Below are 24,346 nucleotides of genomic sequence, written 5' to 3' on the forward strand. Positions count from 1 at the left end.
CCCAAGGCTGCCGGCCGGGTTTAGCCCGGCCGGCAGGACCGCCGGTGACGAGGCCGGCAAGCGACAATGAAAAGCGAGGATCCGATGGCCGAACGCATCATCGAACTGCGCGACATCAAGAAATCCTACGGCCAGGTCTATGCGCTGGGCGGGGTCGATCTCAGCGTCGACCGCGGCGAGGTGGTCGGCCTGATCGGCGACAATGGCGCCGGCAAATCGACGCTGATCAAGATCCTGTCGGGCGTCGTCAGGCCGACCAGCGGCGAGATATTGGTGCGCGGCCAGCCGGTGAGCGGATGGAGCGCGGCGCGCTCGCGCGACGCCGGCATCGAGACGGTGTTCCAGGACCGGGCGCTGGCGGTGCAGCAGACCATCGTGCGCAACATCTTCATGGGCCGCGAACTCACCGGCTTCATGGGCTTTCTCAGGGTTAACAAGGAGATCGAGGAGGCGAGCCGGCTGATGCGCAACATCGGCTTCACCTCGAAGGTGTTCACGCCGCATTCGATCGTCGGCCAGCTTTCGGGCGGCGAACGCCAGGGCGTGGCGATCGCGCGCGCCATCTACAAGCAGGCGGAGCTGATCATCCTCGACGAACCGACGACGGCGCTGTCGCTGACCGAGACCGCCAAGGTCTTCCATTTCGTGCGCCAGGTGCGGGCGAGCGGACGATCGATCCTGTTCATCGGCCACAACATCCATCATGTCTTCGACATCGCCGACCGTTTCGTGGTGCTCGACCGCGGCAAGGTGGCGCTGACCACTGACCGCAGCGAGGTCAAGTCGGCCGAGGAGCTCATCAATTTCATGGAAGACGTGGCGCATCCGGGCGGGCTGCCCGGACTGCACGATGGCGGCGAGACGGAGCAGAGAGCGCGATGAGCAAGGCCATGGAACCCGATCTGCAAAGCCCTTTCAGCGGTTCAAGCGGCGACACGGTTGGCAAGGAATGGCGGCATCCATCCGATCACTGGCTGCGCGGCTTCGTCATCGACAACCGTGCCTCGCTCGGCACGCTCGCCGTGTTCGTCGTCATGATGGCGGTGTTCATGATCGCCAACCCGACCGTGTTCACCACCTGGTATCTCTACAGCTCCGTGCTCACGACGCTCCCCGTCGCGCTGTTCGTGGTGGTGCCGCTGGTCTTCGTCGTCACCTGCGGTGAGATCGACCTGTCGTTTCCGGCGACGATGGGTTTTGCCTCATGGGTGTTCGCGCTGGTGGTGCAGGCCGGCTACGATCCGTTCCTTGGCATTGCGGCGGCACTTGTCACCGGCGTGCTGCTCGGCTTCCTCGTCGGGTCACTGGTCGTCTATGGCGGGCTGTCGTCGCTGATCGCCACGCTCGGCATGAATTTCCTGCTGCGCGGCCTGATCCAGATCATCAACGAGGGCAGGTCGATGGCGCTGACCGGCCTTGCCGACACCTCGGCCTACAAGATCTTCTCCAGCCAGGTCTACGGCATCCCGGTGCAGATCTTCTGGGCCATCGCCTTCGTCGTGCTGTCGGCGATGCTCTACAACCGCCACCGCTTCGGCGCGCAGGTCAAGGTGGTCGGCGACAATCCCGACAGCGCCAAGCAGATGGGCATCGACGTCAAATGGGTGCGGGTGAAGGTGTTCGTCTTCGTCGGCATAGGTGCCGCGATCGCCGGAACGTTTTCGGTGATGATCAATTTCACCTGGTGGCCGACCGCCGGCGACGGCTACCTGCTGCCGGTGCTGGCCTCGGTGTTCGTCGGCGGCACCCCGACCTGGGGCGGCATCGGCACGGTCGCCGGCGGCGCCATCGGCGCGGTGACCGTTTCGTTCATCCAGACCGGCGTGGTGGCGGCGGGCCTGAGCGGCTTCTACGTGCAGTTCTTCAACGGCCTGATCATCATCCTGTCGCTGCTGGGGCACAAGTGGAACCAGGCAAGGTATCGGTGAGGGGCGCTGCCGCCGGTTGGGCGCACCTCACACCGCCGCGACGAACCCGTCCAGCACGCGTTTCTGGCCGGCCTTGTCGAAGTCGATGGTCAGCTTGTTGCCTTCGATGGCCGCAATGTTGCCGTTGCCGAATTTCTGGTGGAAAACGCGGTCGCCGACGCTGAAGGCGGATGGCGTGTCGGAGACGGATTTGGCGACCAGTTCGCCGTCGATGGTGCGGCCCTTGACCGAGGTGCGGCCGGCGCCATAGCCACTGTCGGTTTCGCCATAGCCGATGCGCTCGACCTGATGGCCGGAGCGCGTGCCCCAGTTGCGGTCGGTCGCCTCGGTGCGGTTGGCCTGGGCGCGCTGCCAGCCCGGCGTCGAATAGGTGTTTGAGAAGGCGCCGGATTTTTGGGTGTTGGCGCCGACATTGTCGAAGCGCGAAGCGCCGTACGGGTTCTGTCTTCCTGCTCCCTGGCCGCCGCCCCGGCCCGCCGCGAACGAGCCGCCGCCGTAGGGATTGCCATAGCCGCCATAGGAATTGCCGGCTTCGGCGACCTCGACGTGGGAGTTTGGCAGCTCTTCAAGGAAGCGCGACGGGATGGTCGATTGCCACAGGCCGTGGATGAGGCGGTTGGAGACGAACCAGATGTGCAGGTTCTTCTTGGCCCGCGTCAGCCCGACATAGGCCAGCCGCCGCTCTTCCTCCAGCCCTGAGCGGCCGCCTTCGTCGAGCGCGCGCTGGTGCGGGAACAGGCCTTCCTCCCAGCCGGGCAGGAAGACGGTCTCGAATTCGAGGCCCTTGGCCGAATGCAGCGTCATGATCGAGACGGCGTCGAGCCCGGCATTCTGCTCAGCGTCCATGACCAGCGCGACATGCTCGAGGAAGGAGCGCAGCGACTCGTACTCCTCCATCGAGCGGACCAGTTCCTTGAGGTTCTCAAGCCGGCCGGGGGCTTCGGCCGAGCGGTCGTTCTTCCACATGTCGGTGTAGCCGCTCTCTTCGAGAATTGTCTCGGCGAGCTCGGTGTGCGGCGTGGTTTCCAGCGCCTTCTGCCAGCGTTCGAAATTGGCAGCGACCTCGCGCAGCGCGGCGCGCGGTTTCGGCTTCAGCTCGTCGCTTTCGGCGAGGTTGGCGGCAGCCTCCAGCATCGGGATGCGCAGCGCCCGCGCCGTGTCGTGGATCTGGCGGATGGTGGCTTCACCCAGCCCGCGCTTGGGCACGTTGACGATGCGCTCGAAGGCAAGGTCGTCGCCGCCGTTGGCGACGACGCGGAAGAAGGCCAGCGCGTCGCGGATTTCCATGCGCTCGTAGAAACGCGGACCGCCGATGACGCGGTAGTTGAGGCCGAGCGTGATGAAGCGATCCTCGAAAGCGCGCATCTGGAAAGACGCGCGGACAAGGATCGCCATGTCGTTCAGATTGTGCTTCTGGCGCTGGTAGGCCTCGATGGTCTCGCCGATGGCACGCGCTTCCTCCTCGGAATCCCAGGCGGCGTGGACGTTGACCTTGCCGTCCTCGGGATCGTTGCGATCGGTGAACAGCGTCTTGCCGAAGCGGCCCTCATTGTGGGCGATGAGATGGGAGGCCGCACCCAGGATGTGCGCGGTGGAGCGGTAGTTGCGCTCCAGCCTGATGATGGTGGCGCCGGGAAAATCCTTGTCGAAGCGCAGGATGTTGTCCACCTCGGCGCCGCGCCAGCCATAGATCGATTGATCGTCGTCGCCGACGCAGCAGATGTTGACGGTGGCCGGACGCGGATTTCCCTCCCCCTTGAGGGGAGGGTGGCCGGGCGAAGCCCGGTCGGGTGGGGTCCTCGCGGCAGTGCGCGACGCTGCAGCGGTGCCTTCTGCGGCGACCCCCTCCGCCCGCTTCGCGGGCACCTCCCCCTCGAGGGGGGAGGATTGCGGCCGCTGCGCCAAGAGCCGCAGCCACATGTACTGGGCGGTGTTGGTGTCCTGATACTCGTCGACGAGGATGTATTTGAAGCGCCTGTGATAGTCCTTCAGCACGTCCGGATTGGCGCGGAAGATGCGGATCGGGTGGCACAGAAGGTCGCCGAAATCGCAGGCGTTCAGCGTCTGCAGGCGTTCCTGGTAGGCCTTGTAGAGCTCGCGGCCCTTGCCGTTGGCGAAGGCGCGCGCGTCGCCCTCGGCGATGTCGGCGGGACCTTGGCCCTTGTTCTTCCAGCCGTCGATCATCTGGGCGAACTGCTTGGCCGGCCAGCGCTTGTCGTCCAGACCCTCGGCCTGGATCAGCTGCTTGATCAGCCGCACGACGTCGTCGGTGTCGAGGATGGTGAAGTCGGATCTCAGGCCGGCAAGCTCGGCGTGGCGGCGCAGCAGTTTCACGCCGATCGAGTGGAAGGTGCCGAGCCACGGCATGCCCTCGACATTGCCTTCGCCGATCAGGATGCCGATGCGCTGCTTCATCTCGCGCGCCGCCTTATTGGTGAAGGTCACCGCGAGGATCTGTGACGGGAAGGCCTTGCCGGTGGCGAGGATGTGGGCGATGCGGGTGGTCAGCACGCGGGTCTTGCCGGTGCCGGCGCCGGCCAGCACCAGAACCGGGCCTTCGGTGGTTTCCACCGCCAGCCGCTGTTCGGGATTCAACCCCTTGAGATAGTCGGGTGCGTTGTTCTGGCCGCTGCGGGCAGCCATGGCGCGCGCGGCAATGCCCGACGGGGCCGTGGGCCGCGCATTGGGTTCGTCGAAAAAGGGCATGTCTTCGGAAAAGCCGGACATCTTCCCCCGAATGTAGTGATTCGGGAGGGAAAGACCAGAAGTGTCTACGTTTTGTTCCCGGTAAAGTGGCTTATCCGGCCGCCTAGCCAACGGACGATCGGCCTGCCCAGCGTTTGCAGCCGGGGAGACAGCCCCTATCACGCCGCATGGCTCAAGCTTGACAGGCGGGGCGGGCGGAGGAAAGTTGTGTTCCGGGCGTGAACGCAATGCCGGGTTGCCCATGGCCGCGCCACGCAGCGCGAACAGTCGAAGGAGTATCATCTTGGCTGTCACCATCACCTCCCTCGTTCTTTTTCTGCTTGGCCTGGCGCTTGGCGCCGGCGGCATCTGGTTGGCTTCGCTGGGCGGCAGTTGGTATTACATCATCGCCGGTCTCGCCTTCCTGATCGCCGCTTGGCTGCTCTACCGGCGCCGCTCCACGGCACTGTGGCTCTATGCGGCGATCGTGATCGGCACGCTGGCCTGGGCGGTCTGGGAAATCGGCTTCGACTGGTGGGAACTCGGCCCGCGCGGCGGCATCATCGTGCTGGTGGCGCTGTGGCTGCTGACGCCGTGGGCGAGGCGGGGGCTTGCCGGTCCCGACGGGCGCGCACCGCTGATCCTGGCGGTGCTGGCATCGCTGGCGGTGGCCGGCTATTCGATGACCACGGACCCCAAGGACATCGCCGGCGCGCTCGACACCGATAAGGTGACCCCCAACGCCAATCTTGGCGGCGATGTGCCGGCCGGCGAGTGGCACTATTACGGCCGCACGCAATTCGGCCAGCGCTATTCCCCGCTCGACCAGATCACGCCGGACAATGTCGCCAACCTGAAGCCAGCCTGGACCTACCGGACCGGCGACGTAAAGGGGCCTGACGATGTTGGCGAGACCACCTATCAGGTCACGCCGCTGAAAGTCGGCGACACGCTCTACATCTGTACGCCGCACAATTTTGCCATCGCGGTCGATGCGGCGACCGGCAAGGAAAAATGGCGCTACGATCCCAAGATCAAGCTCGACAAGGATCGCCAGCACCAGACCTGCCGTGGCGTATCCTATTATGCCGATGCCGCCGGTGCCGCTGGCCAGCCTTGCGCGACCCGCGTATACCTGCCGACCTCCGACGCGCGGCTGATCGCGCTCGACGCCGCCAACGGGCAGGTCTGCCCCGCCTTCGCCGAGGGCGGCACGCTCAACCTTCTGACCGGGATGCCGTACCCGAAGTCGGGCTATTATTACTCGACTTCGGCGCCGCTGATCGCGGGCGGCAAGATCATCGTCGGCGGCGCGGTCAACGACAATTATTCGACGCAGGAGCCGTCCGGCGTCATCCGCGCCTATGATGCCGCCACCGGCAAATTGCTGTGGAACTGGGATTCCGGCAATCCGGACCAGACGACGCCATTGGCGCCCGGCCAGACCTACACCGCCAACTCGCCGAACATGTGGTCGACGCCGAGCGCCGACGAGAAGCTCGGCCTGCTCTACGTGCCGCTCGGCAACCAGACGCCCGACCAGCTCGGCATGGGCCGCAGCGACAATGTCGAGAAGTTCTCCTCCTCGATCACCGCGCTCGACCTCAACACCGGACAGTTGAAATGGGTGCGGCAGACCGTACATCACGACCTGTGGGACATGGACGTGCCGGCGCAGCCGACCCTGATCGACATCACCAAGGCCGACGGCTCGATCGTGCCGGCGCTGGTCGGGCCGACCAAGCAGGGCGATCTCTATGTGCTCGACCGGCGCAGCGGTGAGCCGGTGATCGCGGTCAAGGAAGTGCCGGCGCCAGGCGGCGCCATCGAAGGCGACCACACATCGCCGACCCAGCCGGCGTCGGACCTCTCCTTCAACCCGAAGCCGCTGACCGATGCCGACATGTGGGGCATCACCATGTTCGACCAGCTGGCGTGCCGGATCGCTTTCCACAAATTGCGCTATGAAGGGCGCTACACGCCGCCCTCGCTGCAGGGATCGCTGGTCTATCCCGGCAATTTCGGCACCTTCAACTGGGGTGGCGTGGCGGTCGATCCGGTGCGGCAGGTGATGTTCGGCATGCCGACCTATCTCGCCTTCACGTCGAGACTTGTTCCGCGCGCGGACGTGCCGGCGCCGGGCGACGACACCAAGGGCAGCGAGCAGGGGCTGAACCGCAACGACGGCGCTCCCTATGCGGTGGTGATGGGACCGTTCCTGTCGCCGCTCGGCATTCCCTGCCAGGCGCCGCCCTGGGGCTATGTCGCCGGCGTCGATCTCAGGACCGGCGCGATCGCCTACAAGCACCGCAACGGCACCGTCTACGACATGACGCCACTGCCGCTGCCGCTGAAGGTCGGGGTGCCTGGCATTGGCGGGCCGATGATCACCGCCGGCGGCGTCGCCTTCCTGGGTGCTGCGGTCGACGATTATCTGCGCGCCTATGATTTGACATCGGGCAAGCAGCTCTGGCAGGCGCGGCTGCCAGCGGGCGGCCAATCGACGCCGATGACCTATACGGTGGCGGACGGGCGCCAGTTCGTGGTCATCGTCGCCGGCGGCCACGGCTCGGTCGGCACCAAGCCCGGGGATTACGTAATGGCCTACGCGCTGCCGAAGTAGGCGGCGGGCAACACCAAATCGTTGGTGCTAGCCGAGCCCCAAATGGCCCTTCAGGCTGGGCACCGAGCCGAGCACCTGGTTGGTCAAATCGGGGCCAGCGGCGGCTTCGGCCTGCTGGACCAGCGTTTCGCCGGCCTTCTGGATTTGCGCCATGTCGAGGCCGGATGCCTTGAGCGCGGCGAGGCCGTTGACCAGCGCGCCGGCCTTTTCGCCGAGGACGCCGCCAAGCGCGCCCTGCAGCGACGACAGGAAGCCGCCACCGCCGCCGGCAGGGGCGGCGGCCATGACGTCATATTTCTGCGCCAGCGCATCGGCGCCCGGGATCTTGGCGAAAAATGACGAGGCGCTGGTGCCTTCCGCCTCGTGCTCGAGCACCGAGAAAATGGTGCCGACGACTTTTTCCGTCGTTGCCTGGTCGAGACCCGCCTTCTGCGAAACGGTGTTCACGATGTCCTGCACGTCCATGACTTCACCTCAACCTTGGGTTTTCGTGTTTGCCGGATAGCGCTGGCTGCGAACCTTGACCATGGACTTCTTGACCGTCGACTTGTGGCTCGCCGCGACAATTGTCGCGCGCATCGCCAGTATGGCGGCGGCGGCAATCATGAAGGCGGTTGCAAGGATCGGCATGGTCATCGTTTCCTCCAGGCCGCGCCATCGGGCGGCCGATCAGCCAGTTTCCCCTACTATTGTGGCAGCGCCACCAAGATTGTCGATGATGACAAAAACGTGATGAGAGATGAGATCCGTCGTCTGGGCGCCGATCGCTGGGCGGACCGATGTCACTGTCCCGTGACTGGACGATGAGAGGCCGGCCCCTATCTTGCGGACGGCAGGGACAGTCCAGCCCCGAGGAGTGCGCCATGACCGACGTCACACCCGTGATCACCCAGGCGATGATCGATGCCTATGACGAATACACGCATCTGACGCTCGACCGCCGCCGCTTCATGGAACAGCTGAGCAGGCTTGCCGGGTCGGGTGCGGCGGCGGCCGCGATCGCGCCGCTTTTGGCGGCGAACTCCGCCCAGGCGGCGATCGTTGCCGAAAACGACGCCCGCGTGAAAGGCGTGGACATCACCTATCCCGGCAGCGGTGGCGAGATGAAGGGCTATCTGGTCAGACCGGCAAACCAGACAGGCAAGGTCGGCACCGTCATCGTCATCCATGAAAACAGGGGGCTCAACCCGCATATCCGCGACGTTGCCCGGCGCGTGGCGCTGGAAGGGTTCGTGGCGCTGGCGCCCGATTTCCTGTCGCCGCTCGGCGGCACGCCCGCCGACGAGGACAAGGCGCGCGACATGTTCACCACGCTCGACCCGGCACAGACCGTCGCCAACGGCGTTGCCACCGTCGCCTTCCTCAAGGCCGACAAGGACGGCAACGGCAAGGTCGGCGCCATCGGCTTCTGCTGGGGCGGCGGCACCGCCAACATGCTGGCCGTCAATGCGCCCGACCTGGCAGCCAGCGTCGCCTATTACGGCATGCAGCCGAAGGCCGCGGATGTGTCGAAGATCAAGGCGGCATTGCTGTTGCACTATGCCGGGCTCGACGATCGCACCAATGCCGGCATAGACGCCTTCAAGAAGGAACTCGATGCCGCGCATGTCGAATACACTGTTTATGTCTATGAAGGCGCCAACCATGCCTTCAACAACGACACCTCGGCGGCACGCTACGACAAGAAGGCGGCCGATCTCGCCTGGGGCCGGACGATCGCTTTCCTGAAGGAGAAACTGGCCTGAAGGAGAAACTGGCCTGAAGCAAAAACTGGCATTGGGTGTCTAATCCGTCCTCGCCGGCTTGTGGAAGGCGACACCGGCGACCACCAGCGCGATGCCAACACAATCGCTGAAGCCGGGAATCTGGCGCAGCACGATGACGCCGATCAGCGTTGCCGTAACCGGCAGCAGCGACAGCATCAGCGCAAAGCTAGAACGCGGCAGCCGCGACATGGCGAGCTGATCGCCGATGTAGGGAATGACCGAGGAACAGATGCCGACGCCGATGGCGGCGATGAGCAGCGGCGGCGAGAAGAAGGCGGGCAGCGCATCGCTGAAGCCGATCGGCAGCACGACCAAGAAGCCGACTGCCATGGCCGCTCCCAGGCCCGCTATGCCGTCACCGGCGCCGGCGCGGGCGACGCGGTGGCCGAGCACGATGTAGCCGACAAAGAGCGCGCCGTTGAGGAAGGCCCAGAACAGCCCGAGCGGATCGCTGGACCACTTCACGTCGATCAGCAGCAAGGTGCCGGTGACGGCTATCGTCAGGGCGGTGAGGTTGCGGGCGCTCCTGAGGCCGACCAGCGCGACGCCGATTGTGCCGACGAATTCGATCGCCGCCACCAGCGAGATCGGCAACCGGTCGAGCGCCAGGTAGAACGCGCAGTTCATCACTGCCAAGCAAGCGCCGAAGGCCAGCAACAGCAGCCGGGTTTGGGGATCGGCGCGGGCGAAGGTCCGCCACGGGCGCGTCAGCGGTGCGAAGATCAGCGCGGCGGTGGCGATGCGCAGCCACGCCATGCCGAGCACGCCGACATGCGGGAAAAGCAGCACCGCGAAAGCCGGGCCCAGATAGTGGAAGACGGCGCTGACGCCGAACCAGACATGCGGCGGCAGTTTTGCCGCCAGGAGCATGGGGCCGCCGAGGGCAGGGCTGGCAGCAGGCGCTTGCGTTCGATCGTTCATCGGATCAGTATCGCAGGCAGTTTTTCCTAATCACATGGGGAGCGACCGGCCTGTCTGGCATGTTCCTTACCGGAAGCAAGGATTTTTCCGTGAAACGCCTTCGAACCGAAAATATCGATCTCGATGCCGCGGACATGAAGATCCTGCGCCTGCTGGAAAAGGATGCGCGCGCCAGCACGGCGGAGCTGGCGCGCGCGGTCGGCCTGTCGGCGCCGAGTGTCGCGGAGCGGATCAAGCGGCTGCAGGAGAACGGCGTGATCGAAGCCTATTGCGTCAGGATCAATCCCGCCGCCCTTGGCCTGAAGCTGTCGGCGTGGCTGCGGATCCGGCCGGTGCCGGGGCAATTGTCCGTGGTGGCCGACATCATCCGCGAGCTGCCGGAGATCGCGCAATGCGACCGGGTGACCGGCGAGGACTGTTTCATTGCGCTCGCGCATGTCGGCTCGGTAACGGAGCTCGAACGGGTGATCGACCGGATCATCCCCTACGCGATGACCAACACGGCCATCATCCAGTCGTCGCCGGTGGTGGCGCGCTCGCCGCTGGCTGCGATCAAAAGATCGGCGTAGACCGGGGCGCAATTCGAGATGCTTGTTGATGGGTTGCGCCGCCCCTCATCTGCCTGCCGGCATCTTCTCCCCGTATAGTGACGGGGAGAAGGGGCTGGCCGCAATGTCGGCGCTTGTTCTGCAATGCTGGTGATTGGCGAAGCTGCCGGTGACAGCGTCCTTCTCCCCGTCACTATACGGGGAGAAGTGCCCGGCAGCGCGATGAGGGGCAGCACTGACCTATCGAAAATGGTAGCCGGGATGCCTACCCATCGGTGCTAAGCATGCCCGCGCTTCAGGCGGGCGCGCTTCAGAATGCTGCGCCAGCGGATCATGTCGAACGGGATCGGTTCGTTGTTGTTGGCGATATGGAAGATCTCGTTGTCGACGTTCTTGAGCGAACGCCAGAAATCATAGTCGGTGATGCGCGGATCGGCGGCCAGCCTGTCCACCTCGACCTTGATGTCGGTTTTCATGCACGTTCCTCGAACCGGCTCCGCCCGCCGCCCGTATAACAACCCGTGCGGACCTTTTCTGCCGCTCCGCTGAGTCGTTCAACGGCCCAATTGGCTTGTTCCCGTTAAAACCTCGGTAAGGTTAACGCCGTGGCGAGGCTGCTTCAAGAACCGGCGCCAGCCGATTTGCAGGTTCTTCCATTTTGAGCTGCCGGTGTGGCTTTGATGCCCAGTTCGCTGGACGCGGTGACAGTGTCAGCTCGCCTTATTTGCGCTTGATTCCGATCGAACGGCCGGCACGCTCCGGCATCGGCAGCACCGAATGCGCGGCGCGCATGGCTTCGACCTTGGCCAGCACATCGGCGGGGAAGGGCGCGACCTTCGGCCCCGACATGTCGACATGCAGCGACAAGGTTTCGGAGGTGGCGGCGAGCCAGCCGTCGACATGGCGGATTTCCTGATAGGCTCTCAGCCGCTTCTCGTCATGATCGATCAGCTGGAAGGAGACCTGGACCTTGTGCTCCAGATGCAGCTCCTGCACGTAGCAGACATGGACTTCGGCGGTGTAGATGGTGAGCCGCCGGTCTTTCACATAGTTCAGCCCCATGCCCATCGCCTCGAAGGCCTCGTCCGAGCAGCGGTCGAACAGCACGTTGTAGTAGGCCATGTTGAGATGGCCGTTGTAGTCGATCCAGTCTTTTTCGATGTCCATGGGCCTGGAGACGAAGGGGGCTGGGATGGACATGGAAACTTCCTTGTTCTGGCGCTGGACAGAGCGTGGCTACGGAGACTACGCATCCATAATCGCATAACAAGCGTGGACACTGGTCCATTCGCGGAGGAATTCATGGCTCTGAGCGACCTCAATCCCGTCGAACGCAACGAGGAAGGCATCGCGGCGGTGCTCGGCATCCTCAAGCAGCGGCTCGGCGAGCGCTTCCAGACCGGCGAGGCCATCCGCTCGCAGCACGCGCACACCACCACTTACATCCCGACGCAGGCGCCCGATGGCGTCGCTTTTCCGGAGACGGCGGCCGAAGTGCAGGAGATCGTACGGGCCTGTGCCGCCCACCGCGTGCCGGTGATCGCCTTCGGCGTCGGTTCGTCGCTGGAGGGCCACACCAATGCACCTGGCGGCGGTATTTCGGTCGATACGTCGCGCATGAACCGGATTCTTTCGGTCAATCCGCAGGATCTCGACTGCACGGTCGAGCCCGGGGTGACACGCGAGGATCTCAACCGGCATCTGCGCGACACCGGCCTGTTCTTTCCGATCGATCCGGGCGCCAATGCCTCGCTCGGCGGCATGGCGGCGACACGGGCGTCCGGCACCAACGCCGTGCGCTATGGCACGATGCGCGAGAACGTGCTGTCGCTGACGGCCGTCATGGCCGACGGCGAGACGGTGACCACCGGCAAGCGGGCGAAGAAGAGTTCGGCCGGCTACGATCTGACGCGGCTGCTGGTCGGCTCCGAAGGCACGCTCGGCATCATCACCTCGCTGACGTTGAGGCTGCAAGGCATTCCGCAGGCGATCTCCGGCGGCGTCTGTCCGTTTCCGAGCGTCGAGTCGGCCTGCAACGCCGTCATCGCGACCATCCAGATGGGCATTCCTGTGGCTCGCATCGAACTGGTCAATGCGCTGCAGATGCGGGCGATGAAGGTTTATTCCAAGCTCGATTATCCGGAAAGCCCGTGTCTGTTCGTCGAATTCCACGGCAGTGATGCCGGTGTCGCCGAGCAGGCAGAGACCTTCGGCATGATCGCGGAGGAAAATGGCGGCGGACCGTTCCTGTGGACCAGCGTCGCCGAGGAGCGGACGAAATTGTGGAAGGCCAGGCACGACGCCTACTGGTCGTCGCTGACATTGCGGCCGGGCGCCAAGGGCCTGTCGACCGATGTCTGCGTGCCGATCTCGCGCTTTGCCGAATGCGTCACCGAAACCGAAGCCGACATCGCCGAAATGGGGCTGATCGCGCCGATCGTCGGCCATGCCGGCGACGGCAATTTCCACGTGCTGGTGCTGATGGACGTCAACGACCCCAGGGAGATCGCGCTGTCGGAAAAATTCGTCGCGCGGCTCAACATGCGGGCGATCGCCATGGACGGCACTTGCACCGGCGAACACGGCATCGGCCAGGGCAAGATCGGCTTCCTGCGCCACGAACTCGGCCACGGCGTCGACATCATGCGCACCATCAAGCAGGCGCTTGACCCGCAAAACATCATGAATCCGGGCAAGATATTGCCGAGCGAGGGCCATTAAATGTCGGGTGCCGAGACCCTGCTGCCGATCGAGGTGCCGCCGTCTTCCCCCGGCGCGCCATTGCCTCATGTGTTTGCGGATGAAAGCAGGCTGCTCGTCGCTTATATCGCCAATGCTCCGGATACGTCCTTCGATGGCACGAATCCGCGCTCGGTTTCACCGGCAACAGTCAACCAGCATGTCGTCGTCCTGACGGCAGATCCTTATCTGGCATTTCAGTTCGGCCCGCCGAATGATGAAACCATCAGCGGCCACCGGCTCTATGCACTGGGCTTGCGACCCTATGAGGCATTCGAAGTCCGCAACTCAGCGTGGATCGCGTCCCTTGAAAAGACAAATCGGGTTCATCCGTCACACACGCCGGAACTGTTTTCAAACTATCGGCACTTCATCCTGACGTTTCATGATTCGATGCTGGAATTTATTGCGGAGAGTTTCTCGACCAGTCTTCACAACGGAACCGTTTTGACCGTGTTGATGGAGGGTGTCGGACGGCGAGCCTGAACGTTATAGGCGAAAGTCTCGCAGGCTCGTTGGTGAAGACAACCCGTGAATGCGTCGGCACGAAAAGGCTTGTCGAACGCGCCGCCGTTCGGTTCGGACGGCACCTGCACCGGCCGCATGGTGAGGCCTGAAACAGCCCGCACATTCGGAACCGATTCACGGTTTTCCCGTTGCGGCAACCAACGGTTATCGTCAAAGCGGAGCGGCCGCCATGGACTGGAAAGGCGTCTGGAAGAATCAATACGGGTCCATTGTCGAGATCACCGATGATGCGGACAACCGTATATCGGGATCGTTTCGAACCGCGTTGCCGGATAGCGGTTTCCATGGCCAGGAAATTCCGATTTTGGGCGTCCACCGCGGCGACTGCATCAGTTTTGCCGGCGGCGGGAAAACGCCGGTTGGGGATGCGGTCGTTTCCTACACCGGCCTCCTTCGGGAGGGAAAAATGGAGACGTTGTGGTTTGTCGTCTCGGATGCGGCGATAAAGGCCAGCGGCGAGGGCCAACCCGCGAAAATCGAAAAACTGAATTGGTGGCGTTCGATGTCGACCAGCGCGGACACGTTCCAAAGAAGCTAGTCCCGATGGCCGGAAGCCATTTGGCCCCGCTAGAAGCCGAATCCGGAGCGCTAGCGTGCGGCCGCAGGCTGCTCCTGCGCGTCCTGGACAAGGGCCTGCAGCATGGGTCGTGTCGGGGCGAAGAAGGTCGTGCCCGTGTGCGGCGTGGAGACATCGAGCAACCGGTCGTAGGCGCCCGGCGGGTCGCCGACATACATGCGCTGCAGCATCTTTTCGGTGACCCAGAGATACCGGGAATAGCCGATGAAGTAGGTGCCGAACTCGTTCTGCCCGGGCCTGCCGAACGGCATGTTGTCGCGCAATATGTCGTATTCGTTGCCGTCGGCATCCTCGATGGTGGCCAGCGACTTGTGCGATTTGCGCGGCGCGTCGTCATCGTCGATTTCGATGTTGTCGATCTTGGTGCGGCCGATGATCGCTTCCTGCTCGGGCGTTGGAATGCGCGCCCAGGCCTGGAGATCGTGCAGGTATTTCTGGACGACGACATAGCTGCCGCCGGCAAAGCCGGCATCCTCGTCGCCAACCAGCGCCGAGGCGGGCAGGTCGAGGCCGGCCGGGTTGGCCGTGCCGTCGACGAAACCGAGCAGGTCACGGGCATCGAAATAGCGAAAGCCCGTGACTTCGTCGACGACGGTCACATCAGGGCCAAGCCTGTCGAGCAGGATACGCTCGAACTCGAAGCACATGTCTGATCGTTCGGCGCGGATGTGGAAGAGCAGGTCGCCCGGTGTCGACGGGGCCGAATGGACCGCTCCCTTGATCGGCGCGAACGGTTTCAACTCCAGCGGCCGCCGGCCGGGGCTGAGGCGGTTCCAGAGAGCGCGGCCAATGCCGGCGATGCAGGACAGGCGGCCGCCAAGGTCGCGGAACCCGACATTCTTGACCAGGTCGTCAAGGTCGCCGAGTGCGGAACAAACCCTGGCGAGAGCCGGCTGTTCATCGGCGACGGTGACCACCAGAAAAATCGCCGACCGCGAAAGCGGCGCATCGACGCTCTGCGCGTCGATCGGCACGCGGTCCCAGTTCTTGCCCGACATCCGAGAATCTCCGTATTTTCCGGGATTTGTTTCAGATCGCCCGACAGGACGCAACACTCGAAGAATTGCCTCTTTATCGACACGCGGATGCGGGTAGAGTGCGGCGGAAATTCAATCAACCTGTTCGGAGCTGATGCTCGCACGCCTGTTCGTGATCTTCGGTGGCCTGTTCGTGCTGGTGCTGTGTGCGGCGCTGGTGGTGCCGTATTTTATCGACTGGACCGGCTACCGCGCCGATTTCGAACGTGAGGCGAGCGCCATCCTCGGCCGCAAGGTGATCGTGCAGGGCGACGCCACGGCAAGGCTGTTGCCGTTTCCTTCGGTGACCTTCTCCAACGTCGCCGTCGCCGGTGGCCCCAATGGTCAGCCGGCCATGACCGTCGAGACGTTTTCGATGGATGCCGAACTCGCGCCCTTCCTGCGCGGCGAGGTGCTGATCTTCGACATGCGGCTGGTGCGGCCGAAGGCGACCATCGACATCGCCAGGGATGGCACGGTCGACTGGGCCATGCGCCCGTCCTCGCCCTTCAACCCCAGCCAGATCTCGATCGAGAAGCTGACGGTGACCGAAGGGCAGATCGAATTGCGCCATGCCGCCGGCGGGCGCAGTCACATCTTTTCCGAAATCAATTCGACCATTTCAGCCAAGTCGCTGGCCGGTCCATGGCGCCTGGACGGCACGTTGCGGCTGGACGGCTTGCGCACCACGGTCGCTGCGTCGACCGGCAAGGCCGAACCCTCCGGGCAAATGCGCATTCGCCTGAAGGCCGACCCCGATGCCTATCCGCTGGTGATCGAAACAGACGGCAATGCGGGCATCGTCAACGGCGCCGCCGTCTACTCAGGCCAGTTCAAGATTGCTGCCTCCGACAAGAATGGAGCCGACAAGAACAGCGCCGAGCTGCGCGGCAACGATGGCGAAACGGTGAAGGTCTCGACCGGCAAGCCCGATCCGGGTTTTCGGCTGAATGGCAAATTCTCGCTCGACCACCAGAAGCTCGGCATCGACGAATTCCGTTTCGAGACGGGGCCGCTGGATAATCCCTACACCGCCGACGGCAAGGCCTCGGTCGACCTTGGCCAGAAACCGAGCTTCGCCATCGAGGCTAATGGCGCGCAGGTGCAGTTCGACGAGGCCGTGGGCGCTCAGGCCGGCACCGGCCTGACGCTCGACCAGCGCATTGCCGGGCTGGAGCAGGCGCTGCTCGATCTGCCGAAGCCGACCATTCCCGGCACCGTCGAGGTCAAGCTGCCGGCGGTGGTGGCCGGCGACACCACGGTGCGCGACGTGCATCTTTCCGCCGAGCCGGTCGAAGGTGGCTGGAAGGTAAAATCGCTGGCCGCGACACTGCCTGGCCGCACCACGCTGGAAGCCGATGGCATGCTGGTGCTCAACGTGCAGAGCCATTTCGGCTTCACCGGCTCGTTGCTGCTTGCGGTGGCGCAGCCGTCGGGCTTCGCCGCCTGGTTGTCGAAGGATGTCGACGAGGCGATCCGCCGCCTGCCTGCCGCCGGCTTCAAGGCCAAGGTCGATCTCTCGGAAAACCATCAATCCTTCAGCGACCTCGAACTGATCCTGGGCAAGGCGAAGTTTTCCGGACGCATCGATTCCAGCCAGCCCGACGACGCCAGGCCCTCGGTGCTGATGCGGCTCGATGGCGGCGAGCTCGATGTCGACGGGCTGGCGGCGTTCGCCTCGATCTTCGTCAGCGACAAGGGCACCAACCGCTTCGCCGACCGCGATCTCGATTTCCAGATCAAGGCCGGGCCGGTCAGCGCCGGCGGGCTGACCGCCGACACAGTCGACACGGCGCTGAGGCTGCGCGAGGGCTTGCTCGAAATCGACCGGCTGTCGGTGGGCGGGCTGGCCGGCGCCTCGATCAGCACCACGGGCCGGATCAAGGATTTCCCGGCGAGCCCGACCGGCAAGCTGGACGCTTCCGTGGTCGCCGTCGATCTGAAGCCGCTGATCGACGTCGCCGCGCAGCATTACCCGGACAGCACAGTGCTGAAGGGCCTGGCAAGCCGTGCGGCCGCCTATCCCGACCTGTTCCAGGATGCCCGCGTCGACCTCGTGGCGAGTGCCGCCGACAATGGCGATGGCACGACGGGCCTGGCGGTGAGCGGGCAGGGCAAGGCCGGCGGCTCGGCGTTTTCGGCCTCGCTGTCGGGGAAGGGGGCGATGGACGATCTTCTCGACGCGCCGGTAACGCTGACCTTCAACGCCAAAAATCCCGACGCCACCGCTCTCCTGGCGCTTTACGGCCTGCCGGCGCTGCCGCTCGGCATGCTGGGCGAAGCCAGCACCGATATCCAGGCCAAAGGCACGCTCAGTGGCGGCCTGGCGACAAATTTCAGCCTCGCCGGCAACGACTTCAAGGCCGGCTTCGAGGGAACCGTGGCGGACACGCCGCAAGGGCCTACGGCCAAGGGCAAGCTCAGCCTCGACGCCGCCGACATCGAACCCTGGCTGATGACATCGGGCATCGGCCTGCCGGGCATGGGCGCCGGCATGTCGGCATCGCTCGCGGCGCAGGGCGACTACGGCAACGGCCTGCTGGTGCTCGACAATCTCAGCGGCGCCATCAACGAGGCGGCGGTGTCCGGCGACGTCAACGTCGATGTCAAGGACGGCGTGCCGCATCTGGCCGGCGCGCTGGCACTCGACGAACTCGACCTCGATCCGATGGCGGTGGCGCTGTTCGGCGATTCCGCCTTTCTTGCTGACAAGGGTGCGGCTGACAAGAGCGGGGCCGACAAGCGTGGCGCCTGGCCGGATGCGCCCTTCAGCCAGAAATCCAGCCTGCCGTTCAGCGCCGACCTCGACCTGACGACAGCGGCACTCGCCGCCGGCTCGTTCGCCACCGCTTACGACGCTGGCTTTTCGCTCAAGCTCGACCAGGAAGGCATCCGCGTTTCCGATCTCAAGGCCAAGCTCCTGGGCGGGGTGCTGACCGGCCTGTTCGAATTGAAGAACAATGACGGCACCGGGCTTTTCAGCGGCCAGATGAAACTGGCCGGATCCGATTTGGGAACCGTGCTGCCGGATGCCGGCATCAGCGGCAAAAGCGATTTCTCGGCGGCGCTGTCGACCAGCGGCAAGTCGGTCGATGCGATGGTCGCCGCTTTGTCGGGTTCCGGCACGGCGACGCTCAAGGGGTTGCAGATCGCCGGCGTCAATCCCGATGCGTTCAGCGCTTTGCTTGCCAAGGCCGATGCGATCGGGCGTGACATCGACGCGGCCAAGACCGCCGGCTTCGCGCCTGACATCGCCGCCGACGGCAGCTTTGCCGCTGGGGATGCCGAAATTGCTTTCACGGTTGCCGGCGGCACGCTGCGGGCGCCGCCGATCAGTTTTGAAAATCCGGCGGCGACCCTGTCCGCCGATATCACGGCCGATCTCAACGCCAGCACGGTGTCGGCCAAGGGCGCGATCACCTACAAGCCCGGCGACGAGGCCCTGGTCGGTTCCGAGCCTGTCATGAATTTCACCGCCGAAGGCCCGCTCGGCGCCATCAAACGGCAGTTCGACAGCGAGCCGCTGGCGCAGTTCCTGACCCAGCGGGCGCTGGAAAAGGAGCAGCAGCGCGTCGAGGCGATGCAGGCGGCGCTGCTGGAGAAACAGCGGCTGCGGCGCGAGGTGCGCTACTACGCTGCACTCCAGGATGCGCGCGACAAGGCCGCCGAGGAACTTCGCCAACAGGAGGAAGCGGCGCGGCTGAAAGCCGAGGCGGACGCCAAGGCGAAAGCGGAGGCCGACGCCAAGGCCCAGGCTGAAGCGGATGCCAAAGCTGAAGCGGATGCCAAGGCGAAAGCCGACGCCGAAGCGAAAGCCAAGGCGGATGCCGACGCCAAGGCAAAGGCGGATGCGGACGCCAAGGCCGCGGCCGAGCAGCAGGCCGCCGACGAGGCGGCCAAGGCCCAGGCGGAACAGGAGCGCCAGAAGGTGGAAGAGGCAAAGCGCATCGCCTCGCAGGAAAAGGCAAGGCAGGAGGCCGAACGGAAAGCCGCCGAACCGGCGCCCAAAGTCGATCGGGCGCCACAGCCGCAGGCCAACGACAATCCGCCAGCGAAACCAAAGGCCAATCCGTTCACGATCGACAATCTGTTGAAGTCGTTGGAGTAGGGCAGTAGGGCAGTAGGGCAGTAGGGCAGTAGGGCAGTAGGGTCTTGCTGTCCGAAATCGTTTTTATAGGACGGACATTTCGGCGCCGTCCGCGGCATAGCGGGCGTGGCGGAAGTCGCGGATGGCGGCAAGCTTGCCGTCTTGCCAGGCCAGCAGGATGAAATAGGTGGGCCGTGCGCCCGGGTCGTTGGCGTCGCTGACGAGGATTGCCGGCCTGTCTTCGACGAACCCCGGCACGAAGCACCAGTCCTGCACGCGGGAATAGTTGCTGAAATAGGTGCCGACTTCCTTGCGGCCGTTCAACCGCGTCCTGGCCACCAGTTCGAGCCGGACTTCATCGGCCAGCATGTCGCGCACCGCGTCGAAATCGCGGGCGTTGAAGCGATCGATGTAAGCATCGAGCAGCAGACGTTCCGCAGCGCTCAATCTCGGAACAGGGCGGTCGTCCTGTTCGTCCGCGAGTTCGCGCAACCGGCCCCGGCCGCGATGCAGCGCGGCCTTGATCGCTGGGACGCTGGCATCGAGCGTGGCGCTGATCTCCTGCAGCGAATAGCCGAGAACATCCATCATGATGACGCTGCTTCGCTGCGCCACGGGAAGGCGCATGAAGGTGTGCAGCGCGGCAGAAGCGGCCTGACGGTCAACGGTAGGGTTTGCCGGGTCGACGATCATGTCCGGATCCTCATCGGAATGGACCTTTTCACGAGCGCGGCGGCGCAGGAAATCGAGCGCCGTGTTGTGGGCGATGCGAAACAGCCACCCTTCCGGGTTGGCGATCGGCCCGGCATCGGCCAAGGCCTGGAATGCCTTGGCCAGCGCCTCCTGCAGCACGTCCTCGCCGTCGATGACCGAGCCCGTCATGCGGGCGCAGTAACGGTGCAGCTTGGGGCGCAGCTCCCCAGACAGGCGCTCGAAAAGCGCGCTGTGCCGGTCAGCAACGGGAATGGTCATGCGTCTCCCATCCTGCGACGTCCTCGGTTACGCATCCAGCATCCGGTAACTGCCCACCACGGTCATCTCGTCGCGCTGCGGACGTTCGCTGCAACGATCCCGGATGCCGTTTTGAAATGCCTCAAATGCGGCCAGTCCGGTGATGATGTCGGCATGGGCATCGGTTTGCGTCTCGACCAGATGGACGAATGTCCCGTCGCCGGAGCGCAATGTCATATAGCGAACGCCGTTCGGCGATTTGTCGTGCAACTCCTGGAAAACGGCCTTGACCAACCGCTCGTTCTCGTCGGCCCGTTCCGGTTTCGTCTTGTAGCGTATCAGATGGCGTTTCATCTCTGGCCTTCCTCTGGATTGTACCGCGCCCCTTTCGGGCTCTCACTGCCGAGACGTTGCGGAGAGGCCAAAGGATGCGGGGCGTCGTGAAAATATAGGCGCCGTCCGCGCAAGACGTTCGAGCATCACTCGCCGTCCCGATCGAGCAGGCGCCGCAACATGGGCTCTATGCGCGAGAGTTCGTCGAGATGAACCGCCGACAGCTCGGCCAGACGATCGTCGGCGCGCTCGGTCAGCCGCAGCAGCACGCGGCGATGGTCGTCCTTGTCCTGGTCGCGTACGACCAGCCCCGCCTCGCCGAGGCGGTTGACCAGTTCGACGGCGCTGTGGTGGCGGATGCGCAGGCGCTCCGCCAAGTCGCCGACCGTCACCGGTCCGCCGCCCGGAAAACCCTTGATCGCCAGCAGCGCCTGGTGCTGGCGCGGCGTCAGGCCGGCGTCTTCGGCCTGGATCTGGCTGAATTCAAGGAAGCGGCGGATCAGGTAGCGAAACTCGGACAGCCGCTGGTAGTCGGACTGTCTGATGGCGGGGCGTGATTTCCTAGGCTGCGTCATATCGGACATTTGTTCGGTTTCCGGCGAAAGCTCAAACGGATTTCGAGCAGAACCCGCTTGAATATTTATATCGTGTTACGATACATAGCCAGCCGACAAAGCCGGCTGGCCGCTTCGACCGTGCCGCGCGTGCGAGATACGGCCCGGTGCCAGGAAGCAAAACCATCATGAAGACCCATCAACCCAATCCCGACCATCTCAGGGATTTTACGACCGATGCCAGAGTGCTGCTGGTTGCCGCCATCGCCGTCGTGGTGGCGACAGCGGGGCTGTTTGCCGGCATCGTGCTGTTGAAGCTGATCAGGCTTGCCACCAACATTGCCTATTTCGGCCAGTTCTCGCTTGCCGACCTGAAGCTGCAGGATACGCCGCTTGGGTTTGCCGCCGTCCTCGTTCCGGTCATCGGCGCGCTGATCGTCGGCCTGATGGCGCGCTACGGCAGCGAGAAGATCCGCGGCCATGGCATTCCCGAAGCCATCGAGGCGATCCTGCTCGGGCGCTCGAAACTCGACGCCAAGGTGGCGATCCTGAAGCCGCTGTCGTCGGCGATCTCGATCGGCTCCGGCGGCCCCTTCGGCGCCGAAGGCCCGATCATCATGACGGGCGGCGCGATCGGCTCGCTGATCGCGCAGATGCTGCCGGTCAGCGACAATGAACGTAAGACGCTGCTGGTGGCGGGCGCCGCGGCCGGCATGACGACCGTGTTCGGCACGCCGATCGCCGCCATCATGCTGGCGGTCGAACTGCTGCTTTTCGAATGGACGCCGCGCAGTTTCGTTCCCGTCGCGGTCGCCGCAATCATCGCCGAGGTCGAGCGCACCTTGCTGCATCTGCCCGGGCCGATCTTCCCGTTCGAGGGCGGCATGGCGGTCTCGTTCACCGCGCTTGGCGGCTGGGTTCTGATCGGCATCTGCGCCGGCCTGTTGTCGGGGCTTCTGACGCAGATGGTCTATGCCTGCGAGGACGCTTTCCAGAAACTGCCCATCCACTGGATGTGGTGGCCGATGATCGGCGGCCTGGTGGTCGGCATTGGCGGGTTGATCGAACCGCGGGCACTCGGCGTCGGCTATGAAAACATTTCGGACATGCTGGACGGCCATACATTGGCGACCGCAGCACTCATCCTGCTGGTGGTCAAGGCCATCATCTGGTCGGTGGCGCTCGGTTCGGGAACGTCTGGGGGCGTGCTGGCGCCGCTGTTGATCATGGGCGGGGCGATGGGGGCGGTGCTTGCCGGTTTCCTGCCGGCGGCGGATCCGGGCTTCTGGGCACTGCTGGCGATGGCCGCCACGATGGGCGGCACGATGCGGGCGCCGCTGACCGCGACCTTCTTCGCCGTCGAGTTGACCGGCAACACCCATGTTCTGGTGCCGCTGATCGCGGCTTGTGCGGCGGCGCACGCCGTCACCGTGCTTCTGATGAAGCGTTCGATCCTGACCGAGAAGATCGCAAGGCGAGGGCACCATCTGGTGCGCGAATATCGCGTCGATCCCTTTGCGCTGACCAGGGTGCGCGAGGTGATGACCACGCAGGTCGAGAGCGTGCCGGCGACGATGACGCTGCATGGCGCTGCGGCCTTCCTGACCGCACCGGAAACGCGGCATCCGAGCTTCCCGGTGATCGACGAGAACGGGCATGTGCTCGGCCTCATCGATCCGCCGGCGATCCTGCGCTGGCGGCGCGCCGGAACCCACCGCACCACGACGCTCGGCGCGTTGCTGGCCGGGAGCAAGGTGACGCTGGCCTATCCGGACGAGTATCTGGAAGGCCTCTCCGACAAGCTGCTGACCGCCAACGTGTCGCATCTGCCGGTCGTCACCCGCGAAGGCCTGCAACTGGTGGGCTATGTCGGCTGGAAGGATCTGATGCGCGTGCGGTCTCGCAAACAGGCGGAAGAGCGTGAGCGTTCGACCTTGCTTGGCTTCGGCGGCAGGCGCAGGCAAAAGGCGGGCGCCGTGGAGGGCCTTTAGAGCATTTCACCGTTTCACGGAAACGGCGAACCGCTCTATCTCTTTGTTTTTACGCAATTCCGGATGGAAAACCGTGTCACACTTTTCCTGGAATTGCTCTAGCCGCTCGTCCCGCGCTTCGCCCATTCCAGGACATGCAGCCTCAGCGCCGAGGACAGGTTGGTGTCGCGCGGTCGCGTCTCGTCGACTTCGGCGACGAGAGCGGCGAGCGTCAGCCTCCTGTCCGCCGCGATGGCGACGAGATCGTCGTAGAAGGGCTTTTCGAGGGAATAGCTGGTGCGATGGCCGCGAATGGTCACGGAGCGCTTTTCGACGACGCTCACGGTCGGACGCTCATGGCCGGACGCTCATTGGTCGTCGCTGTCGGACGGCTCGAGGCGATGGCCGGCGACGAATTTGTCGGCCTTGTCGGCGATCAGCCGGTCGCGCTGCTTGTCCGCCTTGGAACGGCCGTGCAGCGCCCGGTTCTGTTCGGCGACGCGCAGCTTCTCGTCCCGCGCCCTCTGCTTGCGAGCCTGGCGTAGGTTGACGATGTCGGCCATGGCGCAAACCGTGGGCTTATTTCTTGCGGAAAGCGTCGAGCGAAACCACTTCGGCGCCCTTGGCGGCAGCGTCGCCCGCGGCCGGCTTCTTCTCCGGCTCGGCGGCAGCCTTCTTCTCGGCCTTGGTCTTTTTCTCGGAGACGATGGTCAGCGGTTCGGGCGTGGCCTGGTCTTCCAGTTCCTCGGTCGCCGCACCTTCGGTCTTGACGTCGAATTCGAGCTCGAAGTTGACCGATGGATCGTAGAAGCCGCGCACGGCGGAGAACGGGATTTCGAGCTTCTCCGGCACATCGGAGAAGGACAGGCCAACCTCGAAACCGGTGTCGGTCACCTTCAGGTCCCAATACTGGAACTGGATGACGATGGTCATCTGCTCGGGATAGCGCTCGCGCAGGCGCGACGACACGCGCACGCCGGGCGCGCCGGTCAGGAAGGTGATGAAGAAATGATGGTTGCCGGGGAGGCCGGTGCGCGCGACCTCGGCCAGGACCTTGCGCATGACGCCGCGCAACGCCTCCTGGGCCAGAATGTCGTAGCGGATATGGTCGTCGGCCATG

Annotated in this window: 23 protein-coding genes; 10 read left to right on the top strand and 13 right to left on the bottom strand. The window is 64.5% G+C overall.

The window, feature by feature from the left end; genetic code table 11:
* The first annotated feature begins 84 nt into the window (after positions 1–84).
* Both LB568_RS19495 and LB568_RS19500 read left to right on the top strand, forming a co-directional pair.
* Complete coding sequence (locus LB568_RS19495) at positions 85–882, top strand: ATP-binding cassette domain-containing protein (protein ID WP_224731027.1); 798 nt, start codon at positions 85–87, stop codon at positions 880–882.
* On the top strand, positions 879–1,928 hold the full coding sequence (locus tag LB568_RS19500) for an ABC transporter permease (protein WP_224731028.1): 1,050 nt from the start codon (positions 879–881) through the stop codon (positions 1,926–1,928). The genes LB568_RS19495 and LB568_RS19500 overlap by 4 nt, the downstream gene beginning before the upstream one ends.
* 27 nt (positions 1,929–1,955) lie before the next feature.
* Here the strand turns inward: LB568_RS19500 and LB568_RS19505 are convergent, their stop codons facing one another.
* Positions 1,956–4,655, bottom strand: a complete 2,700-nt coding sequence (locus LB568_RS19505; protein WP_224731029.1) for an ATP-dependent helicase — start codon at positions 4,653–4,655, stop codon at positions 1,956–1,958.
* A 262-nt stretch (positions 4,656–4,917) separates the two neighbouring features.
* Between LB568_RS19505 and LB568_RS19510 the strand changes: the two genes are divergently transcribed.
* Positions 4,918–7,236: a glucose/quinate/shikimate family membrane-bound PQQ-dependent dehydrogenase gene (locus LB568_RS19510; RefSeq protein ID WP_013894710.1), complete on the top strand. Its 2,319-nt coding sequence runs from the start codon at positions 4,918–4,920 to the stop codon at positions 7,234–7,236.
* 27 nt (positions 7,237–7,263) lie between these two features.
* Here the strand turns inward: LB568_RS19510 and LB568_RS19515 are convergent, their stop codons facing one another.
* Complete coding sequence (locus LB568_RS19515; protein WP_013894711.1) at positions 7,264–7,701, bottom strand: hypothetical protein; 438 nt, start codon at positions 7,699–7,701, stop codon at positions 7,264–7,266.
* A 9-nt stretch (positions 7,702–7,710) separates the two neighbouring features.
* Positions 7,711–7,872 carry a hypothetical protein gene (locus LB568_RS19520; RefSeq protein WP_224731031.1) on the bottom strand — a complete coding sequence of 54 codons (162 nt, stop codon included), beginning with the start codon at positions 7,870–7,872 and terminating at the stop codon, positions 7,711–7,713.
* Between the two features lie 227 nt (positions 7,873–8,099).
* Between LB568_RS19520 and LB568_RS19525 the strand changes: the two genes are divergently transcribed.
* Entirely contained in the window at positions 8,100–8,981 is an 882-nt protein-coding gene (locus tag LB568_RS19525; protein ID WP_224731032.1) for a dienelactone hydrolase family protein, read from the top strand.
* Positions 8,982–9,020: 39 nt separating this feature from the next.
* On the opposite strand, the gene LB568_RS19530 is transcribed toward LB568_RS19525, so the two are convergent.
* Positions 9,021–9,923, bottom strand: a complete 903-nt coding sequence (locus LB568_RS19530; RefSeq protein ID WP_224731033.1) for an EamA family transporter — start codon at positions 9,921–9,923, stop codon at positions 9,021–9,023.
* An 89-nt stretch (positions 9,924–10,012) separates the two neighbouring features.
* On the opposite strand from LB568_RS19530, the gene LB568_RS19535 reads away from it, so the two are divergent.
* A complete protein-coding gene (locus tag LB568_RS19535; protein ID WP_041164779.1) occupies positions 10,013–10,492 on the top strand; it encodes an Lrp/AsnC family transcriptional regulator in 480 nt (159 codons plus the stop codon).
* A 257-nt stretch (positions 10,493–10,749) separates the two neighbouring features.
* Here LB568_RS19535 and LB568_RS19540 read toward each other — a convergent pair whose 3' ends face one another.
* Together LB568_RS19540 and LB568_RS19545 are read right to left on the bottom strand one after the other, a co-directional pair.
* Positions 10,750–10,947: a hypothetical protein gene (locus LB568_RS19540; protein ID WP_013894716.1), complete on the bottom strand. Its 198-nt coding sequence runs from the start codon at positions 10,945–10,947 to the stop codon at positions 10,750–10,752.
* Positions 10,948–11,191: 244 nt separating this feature from the next.
* Positions 11,192–11,671 (bottom strand): thioesterase family protein, encoded by a 480-nt coding sequence (locus LB568_RS19545; RefSeq protein ID WP_023765086.1) that lies wholly within the window; start codon positions 11,669–11,671, stop codon positions 11,192–11,194.
* 102 nt (positions 11,672–11,773) lie between these two features.
* Here LB568_RS19545 and LB568_RS19550 point away from each other — a divergent pair, with 102 nt between their 5' ends.
* The 3 genes from LB568_RS19550 to LB568_RS19560 all read left to right on the top strand — a co-directional run bounded on the left by LB568_RS19550 (position 11,774) and on the right by LB568_RS19560 (position 14,276).
* Entirely contained in the window at positions 11,774–13,192 is a 1,419-nt protein-coding gene (locus tag LB568_RS19550) for an FAD-binding oxidoreductase (protein WP_224731034.1), read from the top strand.
* Positions 13,193–13,696, top strand: a complete 504-nt coding sequence (locus tag LB568_RS19555) for a hypothetical protein (protein WP_023765084.1) — start codon at positions 13,193–13,195, stop codon at positions 13,694–13,696.
* Between the two features lie 211 nt (positions 13,697–13,907).
* Positions 13,908–14,276 (top strand): avidin/streptavidin family protein, encoded by a 369-nt coding sequence (locus LB568_RS19560; RefSeq protein WP_224731035.1) that lies wholly within the window; start codon positions 13,908–13,910, stop codon positions 14,274–14,276.
* 50 nt (positions 14,277–14,326) lie between these two features.
* Here LB568_RS19560 and LB568_RS19565 read toward each other — a convergent pair whose 3' ends face one another.
* Complete coding sequence (locus tag LB568_RS19565; RefSeq protein WP_224731036.1) at positions 14,327–15,313, bottom strand: Dyp-type peroxidase; 987 nt, start codon at positions 15,311–15,313, stop codon at positions 14,327–14,329.
* A 133-nt stretch (positions 15,314–15,446) separates the two neighbouring features.
* Here LB568_RS19565 and LB568_RS19570 point away from each other — a divergent pair, with 133 nt between their 5' ends.
* Positions 15,447–19,439, top strand: a complete 3,993-nt coding sequence (locus tag LB568_RS19570; protein WP_224731037.1) for an AsmA-like C-terminal region-containing protein — start codon at positions 15,447–15,449, stop codon at positions 19,437–19,439.
* Between the two features lie 63 nt (positions 19,440–19,502).
* Here LB568_RS19570 and LB568_RS19575 read toward each other — a convergent pair whose 3' ends face one another.
* From LB568_RS19575 to LB568_RS19585, 3 genes are all read right to left on the bottom strand, one after another.
* Positions 19,503–20,390 carry a sigma-70 family RNA polymerase sigma factor gene (locus LB568_RS19575; RefSeq protein WP_140575581.1) on the bottom strand — a complete coding sequence of 296 codons (888 nt, stop codon included), beginning with the start codon at positions 20,388–20,390 and terminating at the stop codon, positions 19,503–19,505.
* A gap of 27 nt (positions 20,391–20,417) precedes the next feature.
* The gene (locus LB568_RS19580; protein WP_013894725.1) at positions 20,418–20,723 is read right to left on the bottom strand and encodes a hypothetical protein; all 306 of its coding nucleotides are present in this window, start codon (positions 20,721–20,723) and stop codon (positions 20,418–20,420) included.
* Positions 20,724–20,848: 125 nt separating this feature from the next.
* Positions 20,849–21,286 (bottom strand): MarR family winged helix-turn-helix transcriptional regulator, encoded by a 438-nt coding sequence (locus LB568_RS19585; protein ID WP_013894726.1) that lies wholly within the window; start codon positions 21,284–21,286, stop codon positions 20,849–20,851.
* A 158-nt stretch (positions 21,287–21,444) separates the two neighbouring features.
* On the opposite strand from LB568_RS19585, the gene LB568_RS19590 reads away from it, so the two are divergent.
* On the top strand, positions 21,445–23,247 hold the full coding sequence (locus LB568_RS19590; protein ID WP_224731038.1) for a chloride channel protein: 1,803 nt from the start codon (positions 21,445–21,447) through the stop codon (positions 23,245–23,247).
* Positions 23,248–23,345: 98 nt separating this feature from the next.
* On the opposite strand, the gene LB568_RS19595 is transcribed toward LB568_RS19590, so the two are convergent.
* Genes LB568_RS19595 through LB568_RS19605 form a run of 3 tightly spaced genes read right to left on the bottom strand, consistent with a single transcriptional unit; the run spans position 23,346 to position 24,345 of the window.
* Positions 23,346–23,570: a ribbon-helix-helix domain-containing protein gene (locus tag LB568_RS19595; RefSeq protein WP_023765074.1), complete on the bottom strand. Its 225-nt coding sequence runs from the start codon at positions 23,568–23,570 to the stop codon at positions 23,346–23,348.
* A 24-nt stretch (positions 23,571–23,594) separates the two neighbouring features.
* Complete coding sequence (locus LB568_RS19600) at positions 23,595–23,789, bottom strand: DUF4169 family protein (protein WP_013894729.1); 195 nt, start codon at positions 23,787–23,789, stop codon at positions 23,595–23,597.
* Between the two features lie 16 nt (positions 23,790–23,805).
* Positions 23,806–24,345: an SspB family protein gene (locus tag LB568_RS19605; RefSeq protein WP_013894730.1), complete on the bottom strand. Its 540-nt coding sequence runs from the start codon at positions 24,343–24,345 to the stop codon at positions 23,806–23,808.
* Position 24,346: the final 1 nt, after the last annotated feature.

The sequence above is a fragment of the Mesorhizobium sp. B263B2A genome (genome assembly GCF_020165775.1).
Taxonomy (GTDB): domain Bacteria; phylum Pseudomonadota; class Alphaproteobacteria; order Rhizobiales; family Rhizobiaceae; genus Mesorhizobium; species Mesorhizobium opportunistum.